Source organism: Pantoea sp. X-Soil-OKNW-713 (assembly GCF_059730685.1).
In genome coordinates, this window is record NZ_AP035995.1 from 1,020,999 (window position 1) to 1,038,416 (window position 17,418).

21 protein-coding genes are annotated in these 17,418 nt (G+C 54.3%); 14 read left to right on the forward strand and 7 right to left on the reverse strand.

What is annotated here, in order from left to right; all coding sequences use genetic code 11:
- The first annotated feature begins 17 nt into the window (after window positions 1-17).
- Window positions 18-446: an OsmC family protein gene (locus AC6I8R_RS04580; RefSeq protein WP_021185912.1), complete on the forward strand. Its 429-nt coding sequence runs from the start codon at window positions 18-20 to the stop codon at window positions 444-446.
- A gap of 80 nt (window positions 447-526) precedes the next feature.
- A complete protein-coding gene (gene yniD, locus AC6I8R_RS04585) occupies window positions 527-634 on the forward strand; it encodes a small membrane protein YniD (protein WP_223300457.1) in 108 nt (35 codons plus the stop codon).
- Window positions 635-749: 115 nt separating this feature from the next.
- Here yniD and AC6I8R_RS04590 read toward each other — a convergent pair whose 3' ends face one another.
- Both AC6I8R_RS04590 and AC6I8R_RS04595 read right to left on the reverse strand, forming a co-directional pair.
- Window positions 750-980, reverse strand: a complete 231-nt coding sequence (locus tag AC6I8R_RS04590) for a hypothetical protein (RefSeq protein WP_036627577.1) — start codon at window positions 978-980, stop codon at window positions 750-752.
- Window positions 981-1,092: 112 nt separating this feature from the next.
- Complete coding sequence (locus tag AC6I8R_RS04595) at window positions 1,093-1,263, reverse strand: hypothetical protein (RefSeq protein WP_021185909.1); 171 nt, start codon at window positions 1,261-1,263, stop codon at window positions 1,093-1,095.
- A 216-nt stretch (window positions 1,264-1,479) separates the two neighbouring features.
- Here AC6I8R_RS04595 and AC6I8R_RS04600 point away from each other — a divergent pair, with 216 nt between their 5' ends.
- Window positions 1,480-1,647 carry a hypothetical protein gene (locus AC6I8R_RS04600; RefSeq protein WP_013508057.1) on the forward strand — a complete coding sequence of 56 codons (168 nt, stop codon included), beginning with the start codon at window positions 1,480-1,482 and terminating at the stop codon, window positions 1,645-1,647.
- Between the two features lie 85 nt (window positions 1,648-1,732).
- On the opposite strand, the gene AC6I8R_RS04605 is transcribed toward AC6I8R_RS04600, so the two are convergent.
- Window positions 1,733-2,383, reverse strand: coding sequence for a CPBP family intramembrane glutamic endopeptidase (locus AC6I8R_RS04605; protein WP_021185908.1), 651 nt, complete (start codon window positions 2,381-2,383; stop codon window positions 1,733-1,735).
- Between the two features lie 37 nt (window positions 2,384-2,420).
- Here AC6I8R_RS04605 and AC6I8R_RS04610 point away from each other — a divergent pair, with 37 nt between their 5' ends.
- The 3 genes from AC6I8R_RS04610 (at window position 2,421) to AC6I8R_RS04620 (ending at window position 5,747) form a co-directional block, all read left to right on the forward strand.
- Window positions 2,421-2,606 (forward strand): hypothetical protein, encoded by a 186-nt coding sequence (locus tag AC6I8R_RS04610; RefSeq protein WP_021185907.1) that lies wholly within the window; start codon window positions 2,421-2,423, stop codon window positions 2,604-2,606.
- Window positions 2,603-5,176 carry a bifunctional diguanylate cyclase/phosphodiesterase gene (locus AC6I8R_RS04615; RefSeq protein ID WP_497831957.1) on the forward strand — a complete coding sequence of 858 codons (2,574 nt, stop codon included), beginning with the start codon at window positions 2,603-2,605 and terminating at the stop codon, window positions 5,174-5,176. Before AC6I8R_RS04610 ends, AC6I8R_RS04615 begins: the two co-directional genes overlap by 4 nt.
- A 271-nt stretch (window positions 5,177-5,447) precedes the next feature.
- Entirely contained in the window at window positions 5,448-5,747 is a 300-nt protein-coding gene (locus AC6I8R_RS04620) for an I78 family peptidase inhibitor (protein ID WP_021185905.1), read from the forward strand.
- Window positions 5,748-5,920: 173 nt separating this feature from the next.
- On the opposite strand, the gene AC6I8R_RS04625 is transcribed toward AC6I8R_RS04620, so the two are convergent.
- Complete coding sequence (locus tag AC6I8R_RS04625) at window positions 5,921-6,172, reverse strand: biofilm development regulator YmgB/AriR family protein (protein ID WP_021185904.1); 252 nt, start codon at window positions 6,170-6,172, stop codon at window positions 5,921-5,923.
- Between the two features lie 391 nt (window positions 6,173-6,563).
- Here AC6I8R_RS04625 and AC6I8R_RS04630 point away from each other — a divergent pair, with 391 nt between their 5' ends.
- A complete protein-coding gene (locus AC6I8R_RS04630) occupies window positions 6,564-7,868 on the forward strand; it encodes a multidrug efflux MFS transporter (protein ID WP_208724928.1) in 1,305 nt (434 codons plus the stop codon).
- Here the strand turns inward: AC6I8R_RS04630 and AC6I8R_RS04635 are convergent.
- Window positions 7,807-10,875 carry a beta-galactosidase gene (locus AC6I8R_RS04635; RefSeq protein WP_497831958.1) on the reverse strand — a complete coding sequence of 1,023 codons (3,069 nt, stop codon included), beginning with the start codon at window positions 10,873-10,875 and terminating at the stop codon, window positions 7,807-7,809. The genes AC6I8R_RS04630 and AC6I8R_RS04635 overlap by 62 nt on opposite strands.
- Before the next feature lie 253 nt (window positions 10,876-11,128).
- Between AC6I8R_RS04635 and AC6I8R_RS04640 the strand changes: the two genes are divergently transcribed.
- The 4 genes from AC6I8R_RS04640 (at window position 11,129) to AC6I8R_RS04655 (ending at window position 13,864) form a co-directional block, all read left to right on the forward strand.
- Complete coding sequence (locus AC6I8R_RS04640; protein WP_021185903.1) at window positions 11,129-11,287, forward strand: hypothetical protein; 159 nt, start codon at window positions 11,129-11,131, stop codon at window positions 11,285-11,287.
- 220 nt (window positions 11,288-11,507) lie between these two features.
- Window positions 11,508-11,762, forward strand: coding sequence for an anti-adapter protein IraP (gene iraP, locus AC6I8R_RS04645; protein ID WP_021185902.1), 255 nt, complete (start codon window positions 11,508-11,510; stop codon window positions 11,760-11,762).
- Between the two features lie 106 nt (window positions 11,763-11,868).
- Complete coding sequence (locus AC6I8R_RS04650; RefSeq protein ID WP_021185900.1) at window positions 11,869-12,171, forward strand: PsiF family protein; 303 nt, start codon at window positions 11,869-11,871, stop codon at window positions 12,169-12,171.
- Window positions 12,172-12,337: 166 nt separating this feature from the next.
- Complete coding sequence (locus AC6I8R_RS04655) at window positions 12,338-13,864, forward strand: FAD-dependent oxidoreductase (RefSeq protein ID WP_497831959.1); 1,527 nt, start codon at window positions 12,338-12,340, stop codon at window positions 13,862-13,864.
- A 55-nt stretch (window positions 13,865-13,919) separates the two neighbouring features.
- On the opposite strand, the gene proC is transcribed toward AC6I8R_RS04655, so the two are convergent.
- On the reverse strand, window positions 13,920-14,732 hold the full coding sequence (gene proC / locus AC6I8R_RS04660; RefSeq protein ID WP_497831960.1) for a pyrroline-5-carboxylate reductase: 813 nt from the start codon (window positions 14,730-14,732) through the stop codon (window positions 13,920-13,922).
- 133 nt (window positions 14,733-14,865) lie between these two features.
- Here proC and AC6I8R_RS04665 point away from each other — a divergent pair, with 133 nt between their 5' ends.
- Window positions 14,866-15,312 (forward strand): YaiI/YqxD family protein, encoded by a 447-nt coding sequence (locus AC6I8R_RS04665; RefSeq protein WP_497831961.1) that lies wholly within the window; start codon window positions 14,866-14,868, stop codon window positions 15,310-15,312.
- On the opposite strand, the gene AC6I8R_RS04670 is transcribed toward AC6I8R_RS04665, so the two are convergent.
- A complete protein-coding gene (locus tag AC6I8R_RS04670; RefSeq protein ID WP_497831962.1) occupies window positions 15,309-16,013 on the reverse strand; it encodes a DUF2076 domain-containing protein in 705 nt (234 codons plus the stop codon). The two genes, AC6I8R_RS04665 and AC6I8R_RS04670, sit on opposite strands and share 4 nt — an antisense overlap.
- Window positions 16,014-16,297: 284 nt before the next feature.
- Here AC6I8R_RS04670 and aroL point away from each other — a divergent pair, with 284 nt between their 5' ends.
- Window positions 16,298-16,822: a shikimate kinase AroL gene (gene aroL / locus AC6I8R_RS04675; protein ID WP_021185895.1), complete on the forward strand. Its 525-nt coding sequence runs from the start codon at window positions 16,298-16,300 to the stop codon at window positions 16,820-16,822.
- 165 nt (window positions 16,823-16,987) lie between these two features.
- Complete coding sequence (locus AC6I8R_RS04680) at window positions 16,988-17,179, forward strand: YaiA family protein (protein ID WP_021185894.1); 192 nt, start codon at window positions 16,988-16,990, stop codon at window positions 17,177-17,179.
- Window positions 17,180-17,418: the final 239 nt, after the last annotated feature.

Below are 17,418 nucleotides of genomic sequence, written 5' to 3' on the forward strand. Positions count from 1 at the left end.
CTAACCGGAGGAATGACATGACCATTCACAAGAAAGGATCTGCCCATTGGGAAGGTGACATCAAAGGGAAAGGCACCGTAAGCACCGAGAGCGGCGTACTGAGCAATCAGCCTTATGGCTTCAATACGCGCTTTGAAGGCGCAAAGGGGACCAATCCGGAAGAGTTGATTGGTGCTGCGCACGCCGCCTGTTTTTCCATGGCGCTGTCGTTGATGCTGGGTCAGGCGGGACATCCGCCGGAAAGCATTGATACCACTGCGGATGTGTCGCTGGACAAAAAAGGCGAGGGATTTGCCATCACGAAAATCGCGCTGACCAGCAGCGTGACGTTGCCAGGCATTGATAACGCGAGATTTGATGAGATTATTCAGCAGGCGAAAGCCGGTTGCCCGGTTTCTCAGGTATTGAATGCCGAGATCACCCTCGACTACACGCTGAATAATTGATCGCCTCAATCGCAGACCAGAGCTAGAATCGATGATGCGCTTACGGGCGCATCGTTGCTTTCTGCTGATCGGGAGGAGACTTGGCAAAATATCTGGCTGCGAAAAAACACTGGAAAATGGTTTTGGTGTTGCTGTGTATTTGCGGTGCGCTGCTATTGATTCGCTGGGCGGCGATGATATGGGCTTAAAGGATTGGATCAGCCGACATAAGCTGGGTGTGCTGGTGATGGTGATTCTGGCCCTGGAACTGGTGCATTACCTGCTGACCGCCAGTTGGCTACCCTGGCAACTGGGCTAAGATTCTCAGGCGTATTCGTTGTCAGGGCGCGCCGTACGGATGTTACTGCGGGCGATACGATAGGCTTTGCGCGGGTCCCCCACCACAAATTCAAAGGTCGGCGAGTAATAAAACGGCAGCCAGCCACCATAGCCGCTCTCCCACTCCCAGCGCACCGGGCACGGCCAGAGAATGCCATCATACAAAATGTAATAAACCCAGCGTCCGTTAGGACGGCGGGGGCGAGTTGTTTTCATGGGAGTCACAACAGTAATAGTGTAAATCTGCTTATATTTTGAACGCTAAACCCGGCACTTGCAACGTCAGTGGCGTAATTTATCTGCACCTGATTGCCTTGCTGGTAGCAAATTAACGGTGTACCTCGCCGCAAATCAGGACCACGTTAGGGCGCACTTTATGAATGCGTGCCGCCATCTGCTCACAGGCCACTTTGGTCGGATAAATGTATTCCGACACTGGCAACGCGTCACAGGCATCATGTCCACACGCGCTCACTAACAATACAAAACCAATCAGCATGGTTTGGCTCCTGATACACATTTTCTCTGGCACGGAAAGTGTGGCTGTTTGTTCCCTTTTAACGATCCAGTATAGCCAAACGAAACGGGAGCGGGTTATCACCCTGAGCGGCTTTTTTTTTGCCCTAACGACCGGATTATACCTGGGCCGGTGCACAACATCAGCGCATTCTGAGCTAAACTGTGCGGCCCTGGAAAAATGAGAAGTGAGTAACACATGTCGATTGAAATTGCCCATCCGGCCAGCAGCCCGAAACAAGCCGCCCTGCAACTGGTGATTGAACTGGTGCGCGCCGGAAAACTTAGCCCGCTGCACGGCGACGCCTCGAATATGATTTCCATCTACGAACAGTTCAAAAACCACTTCGAAGCAGAAAAAGAGTAACGGCGCGATACCCGAAAAGTCCGCGCGACAAATCGCGCTGCTACGGAATGGGAGTCGCCCTGTAGCGGCGTGATTTATCGCGCGTCTACCCGGCGTAATACCAGACCGGCAGAATCGCGATCAGGTTATTTAGCGTGTGCAGGAACACCGGCAGTGCCAGGCTGTTGCTGCGCAGGCGTGCATAGCACAGCAGCAGTGAGAACAGCGTCAGCGCCACAATGGTTTCCCAATGCACGTATTGGGTATGCATGGCGGCGAACAGCAGCGAGGTCAGCAACATGCAGGCAAAGCGGCTTTTCGGTGCCCACAGCAGGAACCCCTGCAACAGAAAACCGCGAAACAACACCTCTTCAAATACCGGAGCCAGCAACACCGCCGTCAGCAACAGGATCAGCATCGAGCTGCGCCCCTGCTGCGTTTGCGCCACCAGCCATCCTTCCGGTTGCATAAACTGCGTTTGTGCCGCCATCAAAATGAATAACGCGCCAATAAACAACAGGGTCTGACCGGGACGGAGATAGCCGAGCGGGATGTCATTACGACGCTGGCAATAGAAGCGGTACAGCGGATAGATCACCGCAAATTCGAACAGACAAAGTACCGGCACCAGCAAACCGTCATTACGCAGCACGCCGTAGTTAGGAAACAGCGTAATCAGCATGGTAACGAGGTAATAAACCACAAAGCTGCCAACGTAAAACAGCGTCAACGTGACTTTGTCGGATTGGGTGTCCATAGGCGACTCAGCGAGCAGAGGAAATCGCATAGTAGCAATGGCGATGATCGCTGTCGAGGGCGCGGTGGGGAGATTTCTGCTGCTCAAATATTCCGCCATTGGGCTAAATCTGGCGCGCGCCGCGCCGATAATCGAAAAAATCATTACAGGGTACAGTTGCGTCACCAATGCGACCTGCATCCTCTTTTTTGCAGTCTGTTTTTTTCGCGAGCATTGCGCATGAATTCTGAGTCTCACTGGTTTGCCAGGGCCAACAGGGAAGCACTTACGGTACGCGTGACACGACGTAGCCTGCGTACGCTCACCGCATTGCTGTTTGGTGTGCTGGTGCTCTCAATGGTGATGGTGATGGCGATCGCCCATCATCAAAATAATGTTTCCATCGAACATGACGAGATGTTGTTACGCCAGGCGTGGCATGCCCGTCAGCAGGAGATGTTGATCGATGTGCGCGATTACGCCTTCTGGGGGGAGGGCTATAAAAACCTGCATCTTCAGCTCAACAAGGTCTGGGCGTTTGATGAAGAGAACCTTGGCGCGAACCTGTACAAGGAGTACCACTACGAAGGGGTGTTTGTGGTTGATGGCGCGGGTCAGACGCGTTACGCGATCATCAATGGTGAGATGGTAGACACTCCGCTGGAAAGCTGGCTGGGCGCACAAACCGCCACGCTGTTGACGGTAACGCGCAAATTAGGGCACGAAGCCATCGCCCGTAACGTGCAGATATTTGGCCAGCCCGCTTTGGTCGTCTCTGCTCCGATTACTCCAGGTAAAGTCCCCAATTTACCCACTCTCCCCGGCCCGCCATCGGTGCTGGTATTTGTGAATATTTTTACCCCGGCGAAACTTCAGGCGATGGGCAAAGCGATGGATGTCATCAATCCACATGCCCCCACCAGCAGTGGTGATGCGCAGGATGAGCCCCGGTTGGTGGAGACGACTGTGGGGGGGGAACCGGTGGTGATTCGCTGGCAGGCCAAGTCTCCAGGCATGGGGTTGATTTGGTTACTGCTGCCGCTGCTGGTGTTGATGGCGCTGACCATTGCGCTGGTGACCCGTCGGGTGGTGCGTCATGCGTTATATAACGCGGTCCTGTCCGATCGCCGTTTTGAAATGCTCACCATCAGCCAGCGCGAACTGGCCGACAGTGAGGAGCGTTTTCGCGATCTGGCTGAAGCGGCATCCGACTGGATCTGGGAAACGGATGACCAGGGGCGTTTATGCTACCTTTCCGCGCGGTTTACCGAGGTCACCGGGCATGAGGTGAAACGCTGGCTTGGCCGTCATCTTGATCATCTGCTCAGTCATCCCAGCCATTCACTGGTGACCTGGTTGATGCGCCAGGGGGAAGATGTCCCCCGCGTGCCGTTGCGTTGTCAGTTTATGTCGGCAACCGGTGAACGGCGCATTGGGCAACTGATGGCAAAAACCATTCGGCGCAACGGTTTGCGGTCCGGCTTCCGTGGCACCGTGTCGGATATCACCTATGAAGTGGACGCACAGGCGCGTATTCAGTTTCTGTCACGTCACGACATGCTGACTGGTCTGGCAAATCGCATGCAGTTGCAGGAGTTTCTTACCTCACATCTCAACCAGGCGACGGATGATGACCCGTTGATTGTTATCAGTCTCGATCTTGATCAGTTCAAGCCCATCAATGATACCTGGGGGCATACGGTAGGGGATGCGGTCCTGAACCAGATTTCCCAACGGTTGCAAAGTCTGATGGGCGCGCATGAACTGGCGGCGCGCCTGGGAGGCGACGAGTTTATTTTGGTGATGCGTGAGGCATCTCGCGCCGGGGTTGAGTATCGTTGCCGTGCGCTGCAACGTGCGATCCACCAGCCGGTGCTGAGTGGTTCACACCAGCTCAGCCTGACGGCCAGTATGGGGATCGTCTGTGCGCCGCAGGATGCCAGCCAGCCAGAGGCGTTGCTACGCCTGGCGGATATTGCGCTGGGGCAGGCACGCGCTGCCGGGCGTAATCAATGGGTGTGGTACTCCAATGAGATGGCGAGTCATTTGCAATCGAAGCGTGAAATGGTACAGGCGATTGAAGTCGCGCTCGCCAGTGAGGCCTTCAGCCTGCATTATCAACCACGTTATCAGTTGCAAAATGGTCAGTTGGCCGGTGCTGAAGCCTTGATTCGCTGGCAGGTGGCTGAGGACAAATGGATCACCCCTGACCGTTTTATTCCTCTCGCCGAAGAGAATGGTTTGATCAATGCCATCAGTGATTGGGTGCTGATGCGCGCCTGTACTGACGCACGCGACTGGGGGGATCAACGTTACGTTTCCGTTAATATCTCGCCGGTGGAGTTTCGTGGCAGCGATCTGGTGCAGCGTGTCGCCCGTGCGCTGGAGGTCAGCGGTTTACCGGCGACCCGGCTGGAGCTGGAAATCACCGAGAACATCACCTTTGAACACCCGGATCGCGCCCTGGAAATCATGCAGGGACTGCGCGCTCTGGGGGTGCGGTTAACGGTGGATGATTTTGGTACCGGTTATGCGGCGTTGGGTTATTTGAAAACGTTTCCGTTTAACGGCCTGAAGATTGATCGCTCGTGGATGAAGGAGTTTCCTGAGTCGCCGCAGGCGCAATCGGTGGTCGCGGGGATTGTCGGGTTGGCGCGCGCGTTTGCGCTGACCATCACAGCCGAAGGGATTGAAACCGAAGCGCAACTGAACGAATTGAAAGTGTTGTCTTGCGAAGAAGGGCAGGGCTACTTTCTTGGGCGACCGATGCCGCTGGTGGCGTTCAGAGCGCTACTGAATCAACAAGATGTTTAACGCACTTTAACGGCCACACAGGTCATCAAAATTGCAAAACCAATAAAAATTGCGAGTTCCATAATCATCACCTCAGATAAATCTTAGGTAATTTTACTCAATGGTTGCTGAAATATTGGGCAGATTGTGTGATTAATCCGAAAAAGTGCGATCGCGATCGCCTCGGGATGCGGTTTTTCTGCGATACGTCTGATGGTAATTTTTATGTTTCACAGGCACGCTTGGCTACTCTCGGGCAACCGGTTGTCTGATTATCCAGGAGGAGAAAAACGTGAAACATTATGGAAAAGCGCTGCTGGTGATGGGGTTCCTGACCCTGACTGCCTGCCAGTCAGCGAGTAAACCTGACACCGCTGCGAGCACGGCCCAGGACGCGGAAAACGATATGTGTGGCGCATCGCAGTATCAGAATTACATCGGCCAGCCTTTATCGGCCTTGCAGAAGCAACGTTTTGACGTGCCAGTGCGCGCCATTCCGTGGAATTCTGCGGTGACGATGGACTTCAATCTGCGCCGCCTGAATTTTACCGCTGACCAAAGCGGCAAGATTGACAAGGTCTACTGCGGGTAACATCAAAACGACATCGCATTGTCATCGCGCTGTCACAGCGTCGGGCGAGGATAGCTGCGCATTACGGAGATTTCCTCGTCACTCTCGAATATGCAATGCTCGTCTTGTTTTCCCGCCTCTGGCGGGATTTTTTTATGCCTGCATGCACGAAACCGTAGCGGCGCGATGGGGTTTTATTCATGCGGTCGCGCTTCCAGCAGTTGGGCCAGTAAGTTGCGATAACTCTGCAGGCGCTGCTCATCTCCCTCAAACTCCAGTTTCGCGATCACCCGCGCGATCACCGCCTTGCTGGTCGCGGGCTGACCCGCATCCATCAGTTCGCGCATAATGGCCGCCAGTAGATCGCCCTCATGCGGCGCATGCCAGGCTGGACTGTTAAAATAATCGGTAATCGCCCGACTGGCGCTGTTGGGATGCACTCTCATGGCTGACCTCCGCAGAGACAACGATGCCCGCTACCTGGGACAGGCAACAGCGGGGAGATTTCGGGTTAAGTCTGCATACTGCCCAGAACGGGCAGCGCCCCATCAGCGGCGGCTGGTGGTTTTTTAAACATAGTTGCGGCGTCAAAAATTGTCAGTAACCGTCAGAAATATTTTTTCACGATTTGAGCTATGGACGATTTAGCAATTTTTTTCCGGATTTGTTTTTGCACATTAACCCGCTGTAAATCGCCCTCTGCGTAATATTTGCTGTGCGCAGAGGTAAGCTGGCTAGCGGAAAACTGCGTTTTTATCCCTATGCCATGTTTTGCCGTCCGGCCCTGTCAATGGATTGTTAAACTGAACCCTCATTTCAATTTTGATGTGCTCTCTCATGTTACGCTCCGTAGAACCCTGGAAAATCAATCTGATCTCGGTCTGGTTCGGCTGTTTTTTTACCGGGTTGGCGATTAGCCAGATCATCCCGTTTCTGCCGTTGTATATCGAACATCTTGGGGTGCGCGGGGATAATGCGCTGAGCTTGTGGTCAGGGTTGACCTTCAGTATCACTTTCGTGATTTCTGCGGCGGTGGCACCGCTATGGGGCAGCCTCGCCGATCGCAAAGGGCGCAAGTTGATGCTGCTGCGCGCCTCGTTCGGCATGGGCGCGGTGATTCTGTTGCAGGCATTTGTCACCCATGCCTGGCAACTGCTGCTGTTGCGCGCCCTGATGGGGTTGACCTCGGGTTATATTCCCAATGCGATGGCGCTGGTGGCAGCGCAGGTGCCGCGTGAGCGCAGCGGTTGGGCGCTGAGCAGTGTCGCAACCGGTCAGATAGGCGGGGTGATCCTTGGGCCGATGATTGGCGGTTTGCTGGCTGACTGGCTCGGTCTGCGCATGGTGTTTATTGTCACCTCGGTATTACTGATGATCAGCTTTCTGGTCACGCTTTTCCTGATTAAAGAGACCGGCTATACCCCAATTGGTAAAAAAGACAAGCTGAGTGGACGCGAGGTGTTTCGTAGCCTGGAAAATCCGCGTTTGATGGTGTGCCTGTTTATCACCACGATGGTCATCCAGATGTGCAACGGTTCGGTGAACCCGATTCTGACGCTGTTTGTGCGTGAACTGGCCCCTTCTGCTGAGAACATTGCGTTTCTCAGTGGTGTGATTGCCGCACTGCCGGGTATTTCGGCGCTCATCTCGGCACCGCGCCTTGGCAAGCTCGGCGACCGCATTGGCACTCAGCGCATTCTGATCGCCACCATGATTACCTCGCTGGTGCTGCTCACCGCCATGTCATTTGTCACCAGCGCCACGCAACTGGGCGTGCTGCGTTTTCTGCTGGGCTTTGCCGATGGCGCGATGATGCCTGCGGTGCAAACGCTGTTGGTTCGCCATTCGAGTGATAATATCACCGGGCGTATTTTTGGTTATAACCAGTCGTTTATGTATTTGGGCAATGTGGCTGGCCCGCTACTGGGGGCCGCAGTTTCCGCCGCAACGGGCTATCGCTGGGTGTTCTTTGCCACTGCGATGGTGGTGCTGATTAATGTCTTGTTGCTGAGGCGTTTCTATCGCCGCCCTAAAACCACGCTGGCGCACCCGGTGAACCAGCGTGACGAGGTGGAGAAGGCTACTGACGCAGCGTCAGGGAGAAGTGCCAGCGCTGCTGAGAAAGCAAAAACTCCGGGCTGACGCTTGGACTCCAGGAGTCATCACCGCCGACCCCCATATGGAAACCATCGAGATGCAGCCAGCAACCCGCTTCTGGCTGCAACAGGTGGCGATGTGAGGTGTCGCGCAACTGCTCCAGGCTGTGCTGACTGAGCGAGAAGGCAAAGTCACCGCTTACCTGCCAACTACCGGTATCGAGCTGGCGTGTTCCGCCGCGCAGACCATTTTCTCCGGGAAAAACGTATTCGGTGCGCATCGCGCTCAACGGCTGCTGCCAGCGGGAGAACTGCGCTGCCAGTTGACGATCCGGATAGTTTTCATGTGGGCCGAGTCCCAGCCAACTGACCTGCTGCGGGACGTGGGCCAGTTGTGTGCGTAAGCCGATACGTGCCGGTGGCGGCAAGCCTGCCGTCTGTTCGACGTCCACGTCGATGGTGAGTTCGCCATTGCCGCGAATCTGATAACGCTTGCGGCTGGTAAAAATCAGCTGACCGGCAAAAAGCCACTGATGCCGCGTTTCGATCAATACGCTGTGCTTCAGACTATCGATCTCCATCGCCACCAGCTGTGGCTCCAGTTGATCATAACCGGCGCGTTTCCAGCGTTCGACCCAGGCATTGGGATCCACATTAGCCGCTTCGCTGGTGCCGATATCGTTATCGATTGGCGCACGGATAAAACAATCCTCGAGCGGCGTCAGCAAGGTTTCCTCATCATTCACCAACCACTGCACCATCTCCCCACTGCGGCGGGAAAAATGCCAGCGCTGCTGCGGCAGGTAGACGGCGATGAGATCATGATTGGACTCGATCTGCGGGGCCGGTTCAGGATTCGTCTGCGTCTCCAGCGGCAGGGCGGCAGGCAAGGACCATTGATGCCAGGCGACGCGTGCATCCGCCTCTGACCAGGAAGTGGCGCGTGGCTGGTGCACCGCCAGATTGAGCCAGCAATTCCCCTGCAATCCTTCTGCCGGTGGTAGATCAAAGGTCTGGCTGGCGCGTGCTGCGATATCGAGCGGCAGTTCGCCACGGGCAATGACTTGTCCCTCCTGCTCAATCGACCAGCGCAGCACTTCGTTATCGCTGTGGCGGAACAGATAATCGCTGCTGACGGTAAAACGGTACGGGTTCTGCGCATCAGGCGTGAACTGGAAAAACTGCTGTGCACGCTGGGCCTCGAACAATGCCGGATGCGGGGTGCGATCGGCAAACACCAGGCCATTCATACAGAACTGGCGGTCATTCGGCGTATCGCCAAAGTCTCCGCCGTAGGCCTGCCACGGCTGGCCTTGCGCGTCATAGCGAGTCAGGCTTTGATCAACCCAATCCCAGACGAAGCCGCCCTGCAAACGCGGAAACTGGCGGAAGGCCTGCCAGTATTTGGCAAAGCCGCCAAAGCTGTTACCCATCGCGTGGGCATATTCACACAGGATCAGCGGGCGGGTTTCGCCGGGCAGGCCAATCCACTTTTTCAGTGACCATTTGGGGACAGCCGGGAAGGGCTGGTCCTGATCGACGCGTGCATACATCGGGCAAACAATATCGGTAGCGGCGGTATTGGCTCCGCCGCCTTCATATTGCACCGGGCGTGTTGGATCGCTGCTTTTTACCCAGCGATACAGCGCATCATGGGTGCTGCCGTGACCGGACTCATTGCCCAGCGACCAGATAATGATGCAGGGGTGATTACGGTCACGCTGCACCATGCGGGTGACGCGTTCGCTGTAAGCGGCAAACCAGCGCGGATCGTCAGAGAGTCGATTCATCGGCTGCATGCCGTGGGTTTCGATATTGGCCTCATCGACCACGTACAAACCATATTCATCGCACAGGCGATACCACAGCGGGTGATTAGGGTAATGGGCGCAGCGCACCGCATTGAAGTTGTGACGCTTCATCAGCTCGATATCACGACGCATGCTGGCTTCATCCACCACCTGACCCTTTTCCGGGTGATGTTCGTGACGGTTAACACCGCGAATCAGCAACGGCTGACCATTCAGGCATAACAGGCCATTTTCAATCGCCACGCGACGGAAACCGACATCGTATGCTTCCGCTTCCAGCAGATTGCCTTGATCATCCAGCAGCGAAACCACCACACGGTATAAATGCGGCGTTTCGGCGCTCCATAACCTGGGGTGATTAACGGGCAAAACCAGCAAAGCGCGTTCCGGATAGTGGCCGCGTTCGTCAATGATGGCGCTGCCGGGCGTTTGTTGGTGTTCGCCGATCAGCGTTTCCCCCTGCCACAGGCTCAGACGCAGTCGGCAGGGCTTGAGATGCTGGATCTTTACGCTGACACGCAAATCCGCACGGATATATTCCGGGCTGAGTTGCGTTTCGATCTGCACGTCAGCCAACTGTGTCTCGGGTTTATGCAGCAGGGTGACGTCACGAAAAATGCCGCTCATACGCCACATATCCTGATCTTCCAGGTAGCTGCCATCGCACCAGCGCAGCACCATTACCGCCAACCGGTTACTGCCTGCTTGCAACGCGGCGCTGAGATCGAATTCGGCCGGTAAGCGACTGTCCTGCGAATATCCTATCCAGTGACCGTTGCACCACACAAAGAAGGCGGAGTTTACGCCATCAAAGATAATGCGCGTCTGGCCCTGTTGTAGCCAGCTATCGTCAACATTAAATGTGAGCGAGTAACATCCGGTGGGGTTATTCGCCGGAACCAACGGCTGATTGACCGGAATAGGATATTGCACGTTGGTGTAAATGGGGGCGTCATAACCGTGTAATTGCCAGTTTGCGGGGATGGGAAGGGTGCCGGCATCCGGGAGATCCTGCAACAGCCAGCTTTGTGGCACCGCTTCTGGCTGGCTGAAATAACTGAATGCCCATTGACCGTTGAGACAGCGACGGGAAGGCGAAGGCCGATTGTCGCGGGCGGCCTGCTCGTCACGCCAACTGGCAAAAGGGGGATGCGCATCCAGTCGGTTCAGGCTGGTGATCACCGGGTTTTCCCAGTCGCGCCGCGCCAGGATTTCATTCAGGGAAACAGAGACAGATGTCATATTAGGATCTCATTAATTGTAATGCGCTCACATTGCGTTAAATTGCGCCAACTGTAAAGCGCTGCGACCTGCTGTCGGGCAGGAATTTTTATCGCTTTTATTACGCCTTTGTCGGTTTTCTCCTGGCGTAGTGCCAGTAAATTGTTAAGCATGGTGAGCAGAGATGAATAGCGCCGGGTTGCGGAGAATTCTGTATTGTCGGGCGCGCTGGCGACTCATACACTCAGCGCGATTTCTCCATCCTGAGGTAATTATGGTCCGTATTGTTAAAATCGCAGCCGTTGTGGCATTGGTGACCGCGCTGAGCGGTTGTATTTTCCCGCCTCCGGGTGGCGGTGGTGGTTGGGGCGGCGGTGGCGGCGGTTGGGGTGGCCACGGTGGCGGTCCGGGTCGCGGATTTATGGGGCCATAAGCCATTAACCTCCCGGGTTAATTGCTGCTATAGCGCGCGAAACGTTTCACAAAAGCATTATTTATCAGAGAAACGTTTCGCCGCTTAATAATAAAATCCTGCACCAAGTTTTCTTTCCCGCCTTTTTTAACTGAGTTAACAGGATCGCATAAAAATCCCTGTTGTTTTATTCTGCTCAATGCTAACGTCAGCATTTCCCTCAACTAATTGAGTTGGTCGCATGAAAAATCTGATTGCGGAACTCCTGCTTAAGCTGGCTGAAAAAGAAGAAGAGTCTAAAGAATTAGTGGTCCAGGTTGAGGCGCTGGAAATTGTGGTCACGGCCTTGTTACGCAAACTTGAGCCGGAACAATTAAAAGGGATTACTTTGGGTATTGAAAACGCGATGACACCGGCAACCGAGCCAGAAACGTCTCCCGATGCCCTGTTGCTACGTAATTACGTTGAAAAACTGCTTAACCATCCCCGCATATGATTTTCTCAACGCCTGTGATCGCCACAGGCGTTTTTCATTATATTTATTTCTGCTTTGCTTATCTCATGCCAGGCTTATCAGGCGATAACTCTATGGAGAAGATGCAATGAAATCGTTTTTTATGGCAATGATGGCTGCGGGCTTATTGTTAGCGGGTACTGCGAGTGCCGCAGAGAAAACGGCGCAGCAGGAAAAAATGACCATGTGTAATCAACATGCGTCATCGCAAAACCTGAAAGGTGATGCGCGTAAAAGCTTTATGAGCGACTGTCTGAAAAAAGACAGCAAAATGGGCAGCATGACGCCGCAGCAAATGAAGATGAAAACCTGTAACACCGAAGCGGGTGATAAAAAACTCAGCGGCGATGCACGTAAAACCTTTATGAGTTCGTGCCTGAAAAAAAGTTAATCTCCTGATAGCGGTCTGAGGGCCGCTATTTTTTATTACCCGCTAAAAAACCCTGCTTAACAGACTGTTACCCGTCTCCCTTTATTATCAGCCCCCTAAATTATCAGGCTTTGCCAAACTTACTGTTTGTATGGATTTATGGCATCTACAGTAAGGGAGGCCAAAGGTGAGTTATCAATCTGTCGTTGAATTGAAAAAGCTTAAGCAGCATAAACCGACCAAATTTACCGTCGGTGATAAAGATATTTTGCTGATCCGTGCAGGTGATCGTGTCCATGCTTTACAAGCCAAATGCCCCCATGCTGGCGCACCACTCGAACAAGGGGCGGTATGCGGAGATGAATTGGTGTGCCCCTGGCATAAGGCGGTGTTTGGCATTGAAGATGGCAGGATGCATGAACCGCTGGCTCTGGCGGATTTGAAAAACTATCCGGTACGTATCGAACAAGGGCAGGTATGGGTCAACACCAAAGCCATGTCCTCAGCCACGCTGCCTGCGACTGAACGAGAAAAACCGGTTTGCGTCGTGCTGGGATCGGGAGCGGCGGGCAGCGCAGCGTTGTGGACGCTGCGACATGAAGGCTTTACCGGGCATCTGGTTCTGATTGAGCGCGAAGCTGAGGCACCCTACGATCGCACCGCGCTAAGTAAGTTTGTCCCGGCGGGAAAAATGGCTATCGAAGAGGTGCCGCGTTTACTGAAAGACGATGTGCTGGGGCATGTTGAGCGTATTCAGGCCAACGTGGTGGAGCTGGACAGTGCGGCGCAACAGTTGACGTTCTCCAATGGTCAGGCCTTATCCTTTGATCAGCTCCTGATTGCCAGCGGTGGTAGCGCGCAGCCACTGGACATTCCTGGACGGGATTTGCCTGGTGTTCACCTGTTGCACTCGCTCAGCCAGGCCGCGTCGCTGCTGGAGGATGTTGATGAAACCCATCAGATCGTGATTGTTGGCAATAGCTTCATTGGTATGGAGTTGGCGGGCGCGCTGCGAAACCGGGATGTTGATGTCACCGTATTGGCGCGTCACCCACTGCCGTTTGCTAAACAATTTGGTGATGAAATTGGCCGATATTTTCGCGAACTGCACACCGGAAATGGGGTGAAGATGGTGCAGGGGGAACCTCAGGCGCTGATCGGTACTGAACACGTTGAAGCCATCACGCTGAAAAATGGTAAGCAACTCACGGCAAGTCTGGTGCTGTTTGCCACCGGTATTCAGCCAGTTACCGGATTTATCCATGATCTGGCAATGCAGGCAGATGGCAGCCTGACCACGGATAGTCAGCTACAGGTGGCGAAAAATATCTGGGCAGCGGGTGATATTGCCAGTTATCCCACGCCAAATGGGCCACTGCGTATCGAGCACTATCGGGTGGCGCAGCAACAGGGTCGAATTGCTGCTCTGAACATGTTGGGGCAACGCCAGCTGTTTGACCGTGTGCCCTTTTTCTGGACCGCACACTACGGCACGCGCTACGAATATCTGGGACATGCCACAGAATGGGATGAATACCGTTTACTGGGATCATTACAGGACAAGCGTTTTATCGCCTTTTATGGACAGCAGGGAAAGCTGGCGGCAGCTTGTTCAGCGGGCATGTATACCTTGACGGCAACGCTGGTAGAACTGATGCAGCAACCGATGACAATGGCGCAGGGAATAGCGCTGTTTGAAGAACATCAAGGTTAAATACGCATTTCGTAGCGGCGCGATAAATCGTGCCGCTACGACAGAAGGGGCTAAATTACTGCTTACTTAGCGCATCGGATTTCTTCATACATTGCTGCATCGCTTCGATCACCGCAGCACGGAAGCCTTTCTCCTCCAACACTTTCACCGCTTCAATGGTGGTGCCGCCGGGAGAACACACCATATCTTTCAGTTCACCGGGATGTTTGCCGGTCTCCAGCACCATCTGCGCGGATCCCTTCACGGCCTGCGCGGCAAACTGATAGGCCTGGGCGCGGGGCATGCCGCCCAGTACCGCAGCATCGGCCATCGCCTCAATAAACATAAACACGTAGGCCGGGGCTGAACCGCTGACGCCGACCACCGCGTGAATCAGATATTCGCTGACCACTGCGGCCTTACCGAAGCTTTCGAAAATCGCCACCACTTCATCCGTTTCATGCTGCTCAACCAGCACATTCGGTGTCACCGATGTCATCCCTTCATTGACCAGCGAGGGGGTGTTTGGCATCACGCGGATGATTTTACGATCGTGGCCCAGCACGGCAGCCAGCGAATCCAGCGTCACTCCGGCGGCAATCGACACCACCAGCGCCTCTTTTTTTAGCTGACTCGTCAGATCCTTCAGCACTTTGAGAATGACATTGGGTTTCACCGCGCCAAACAGGATATCGACTTCCGCTGCCAGGCTTTCGGCACTCTCTGCCGCCGTCACGCCATACTGCTGCGCCAGAGCCTGATTGGTTGCCGGTTTGCGATCATAAACCAGGATATTGGCCGGGGCGATCTGCCCGCTGTTTACCAGACCGCTGATAATCGCTTTTGCCATATTACCGGCACCGATAAACCCGATTTTCTTCTCCAGCATTGCGTGATCCTTAAGGTGGTTCAATTTTCTGTATCGGCTAGCTTACGTGGCTGGACGGCGCGATCAAATTAAATTTGCCATTCTGGCGCAGAACGGCAAGATCACACTCATTCACTGTAAGAAAGGATCCATTATGTCGATTTGGGTTGATGCTGATGCCTGCCCCAATGTCATCAAAGAAGTGTTGTACCGCGCCGCAGAACGCACACAAACCCTGGTGACCTTTGTGGCTAACCAGCCGCTGCGCGTGCCACCTTCACCGTGGCTGAAAACCTTGCAGGTTGCGGCAGGTTTTGATGTGGCTGATAACGAGATTGTCAAACGCGTTGAGCCGGGTGAGTTGGTGATCACCGGTGATATTCCGCTGGCAGCGGAGGTGCTGGAGAAGAGGGCGGCGGCGCTGAATCCGCGTGGTGAACGTTATTCGCCGGATACCATTCGTCAGCGCTTAACCATGCGCGACTTTATGGAAACTATGCGCGCCAGCGGGATTCAAAGCGGCGGCCCGTCGGCTCTCAGCCCACGCGACCGCCAGCAGTTTGCTAATGAACTGGATAAATGGTTACGTCAACGGCGTTAGACAAAGCTGTCGTCGTCGTTAAAATCGTCACTGCCGCCGAAATCGCTGAAGTCATTGTTGTCGGCGAAGCTGTTATCCCAGCCGCTGGTATTATCGTTCAGGAACGCGTTGTTGCTGTCGTTGACACCATTAAAGGTATCAAGATTGTCATCAACTTGTGGCAGCGCTGGCTCGTTGATGATGTTCACAATCTCTTCCGGCTGCGAATGATGGAACAGGCTGGTCAACATATCCGCCATCACCACACCACCGGCCACACCCACTGCGGTCTGCAATGCGCCGCCGAGAAAACCGGTGCCACGCGCCGCTGGAGCACTGGCATACTGCGGCTGCTGATATTGCGGCTGCTGGGGTGGTGCGCTGTTCCACACCGGTTGCTGTTGCTGCGGTTGTGCCGCCGGACGTGAACCGCCGCCAAACAGGCTGGAGAGGAAACCGCCGCTGCTCTGCTGCGGTGCCTGCTGCTGTTGCTGCGCCTGCGCCAGACGATTCTCCAGCTCACCGATTTGCGCATTGAGCTTTTTCATCGCGGCTTCCTGAATCAGGATCGCCTGCGCCATGTAATAAGGTGCACCGGGCTGTGACAGCAAGTGTTGTTTGATTAACTGCTCTGCGCCCGCATCACGCGGGCCACTTTGATTCTCGGCCTGTTTCAGACGGCTGAACAGGCTTTCAATTAACTGTTGTTCTTCGCTCTGCATGGTAAACCTCCGTTTGCGAGTTATCCCACTATATGCGGGCGGGATGACAGAAAGTAAATCAACGCGCTGGTAAGCAAATGTTGCCCGAACTTACACTTTTGCGGATGCACAAAACTCGCATGATTTTTCCTTTATTAATTATATAGATATGAGATTGTATGGGCAAGATACGCGTAAATCGTGCTTCGCCGGTGGCTGATGAAATGAAATCCAGGTATCATGCGACGCAATATTGACCTGATGACAATGCCCGTGCGGCAAAACACGGCGGAGGATGAGCCAGGATGTCATTACCCATCTATCTGATCGGCGCACGCGGTTGCGGTAAAACCACCATTGGCCAGGCGCTGTCGCAGGCGCTCGGTTACGCCTTTCGTGATACCGACCATCACCTGCAAATCACCACTCAGCGTACTGTGGCGGAAATCGTGGCGGCTGAAGGCTGGGATAGCTTTCGCGCGCGCGAAAGCGAGTCGCTTCAGGCGGTCACTGCGCCCGGTACAATCATTGCCACCGGTGGCGGTATGGTGCTGGCCGAGGTGAATCGTCGCTTTATGCGTGAGCATGGCCAGGTTATCTGGTTGAATGCGCCTTCAACGGTGCTGGCCGACCGACTGGTGCGTCAGCCAGAAGCGGCACAACGCCCGACCTTAACCGGCCGTCCGATCGCCGAAGAGATGGGCGATATCCTGCGTCAGCGTGCGCATCTTTACCATCAGGCCGCGCACCATGAGGTGAATGCCATGCAGTCGCCGGATTTGGTGGTGGAAGCGATCCTGCAATCCCTTTCTCTGGCGCGTGCCAGCTAACGTCTGCAAATTCCCCGTAACGGCGCGTTAAATCGCGCGCTTTTATATCCCGCGCGATGAATCGCGCCGCTCGGTAAATTATCGTGATCCTCGTTGTCTATACTTAAAAACGGACAGGGGATTACTGCTGTCCGTTTGGATAACTGAGTTACCCAGGAGGGCAATATGCCATCAAGACCACCTTACCCGCGCCAGGCCCGCATCGTCACCGTTGAAAAAGGCACGGCGGGCAATACCGTCACCTGGTACGAATTACGCGCCGATCATCCACGCCCGGACTCGCTAATTAGCGAACATAAAACTGAAGCGGAAGCGCAGGATGCCAAAAATCGCTATGAAGATGTGGAAAAAGAGTAATATCGGCTGGCAAGGATGCCAGTAATGACTTGCCGTTATTAACCATATTTTTCTCTTCCCGTGAATTCGCTGCAAAGCGGCCAGAAAGTTATCGTCTTTTCTGCGCTTAATTCTCTCTGCCTGATAAAATCACTCAGTTTTTACTTTATTCCTCATTTTATGCTGCCTTAATTTCTTGCCATTTTTGCTGGTACAAAATTTGCGCTTGACCACAAAAACCTGACGTTTTAATTTCGGGG

Bases quoted from the DNA above. Each gene is read 5' to 3' on its own strand.
- AC6I8R_RS04580 (WP_021185912.1), top strand. From the start codon at position 18: ATGACCATTCACAAGAAAGGATCTGCCCATTGGGAAGGTGACATCAAA.
- AC6I8R_RS04590 (WP_036627577.1), bottom strand. From the start codon at position 980: ATGAAAACAACTCGCCCCCGCCGTCCTAACGGACGCTGGGTTTATTAC.
- AC6I8R_RS04595 (WP_021185909.1), bottom strand. From the start codon at position 1,263: ATGCTGATTGGTTTTGTATTGTTAGTGAGCGCGTGTGGACATGATGCC.
- AC6I8R_RS04600 (WP_013508057.1), top strand. From the start codon at position 1,480: ATGTCGATTGAAATTGCCCATCCGGCCAGCAGCCCGAAACAAGCCGCC.
- AC6I8R_RS04605 (WP_021185908.1), bottom strand. From the start codon at position 2,383: ATGGACACCCAATCCGACAAAGTCACGTTGACGCTGTTTTACGTTGGC.
- AC6I8R_RS04610 (WP_021185907.1), top strand. From the start codon at position 2,421: ATGGCGATGATCGCTGTCGAGGGCGCGGTGGGGAGATTTCTGCTGCTC.
- AC6I8R_RS04615 (WP_497831957.1), top strand. From the start codon at position 2,603: ATGAATTCTGAGTCTCACTGGTTTGCCAGGGCCAACAGGGAAGCACTT.
- AC6I8R_RS04625 (WP_021185904.1), bottom strand. From the start codon at position 6,172: ATGAGAGTGCATCCCAACAGCGCCAGTCGGGCGATTACCGATTATTTT.
- AC6I8R_RS04630 (WP_208724928.1), top strand. From the start codon at position 6,564: ATGTTACGCTCCGTAGAACCCTGGAAAATCAATCTGATCTCGGTCTGG.
- AC6I8R_RS04635 (WP_497831958.1), bottom strand. From the start codon at position 10,875: ATGACATCTGTCTCTGTTTCCCTGAATGAAATCCTGGCGCGGCGCGAC.
- AC6I8R_RS04640 (WP_021185903.1), top strand. From the start codon at position 11,129: ATGGTCCGTATTGTTAAAATCGCAGCCGTTGTGGCATTGGTGACCGCG.
- iraP (WP_021185902.1), top strand. From the start codon at position 11,508: ATGAAAAATCTGATTGCGGAACTCCTGCTTAAGCTGGCTGAAAAAGAA.
- AC6I8R_RS04650 (WP_021185900.1), top strand. From the start codon at position 11,869: ATGAAATCGTTTTTTATGGCAATGATGGCTGCGGGCTTATTGTTAGCG.
- proC (WP_497831960.1), bottom strand. From the start codon at position 14,732: ATGCTGGAGAAGAAAATCGGGTTTATCGGTGCCGGTAATATGGCAAAA.
- AC6I8R_RS04665 (WP_497831961.1), top strand. From the start codon at position 14,866: ATGTCGATTTGGGTTGATGCTGATGCCTGCCCCAATGTCATCAAAGAA.
- AC6I8R_RS04670 (WP_497831962.1), bottom strand. From the start codon at position 16,013: ATGCAGAGCGAAGAACAACAGTTAATTGAAAGCCTGTTCAGCCGTCTG.
- aroL (WP_021185895.1), top strand. From the start codon at position 16,298: ATGTCATTACCCATCTATCTGATCGGCGCACGCGGTTGCGGTAAAACC.
- AC6I8R_RS04680 (WP_021185894.1), top strand. From the start codon at position 16,988: ATGCCATCAAGACCACCTTACCCGCGCCAGGCCCGCATCGTCACCGTT.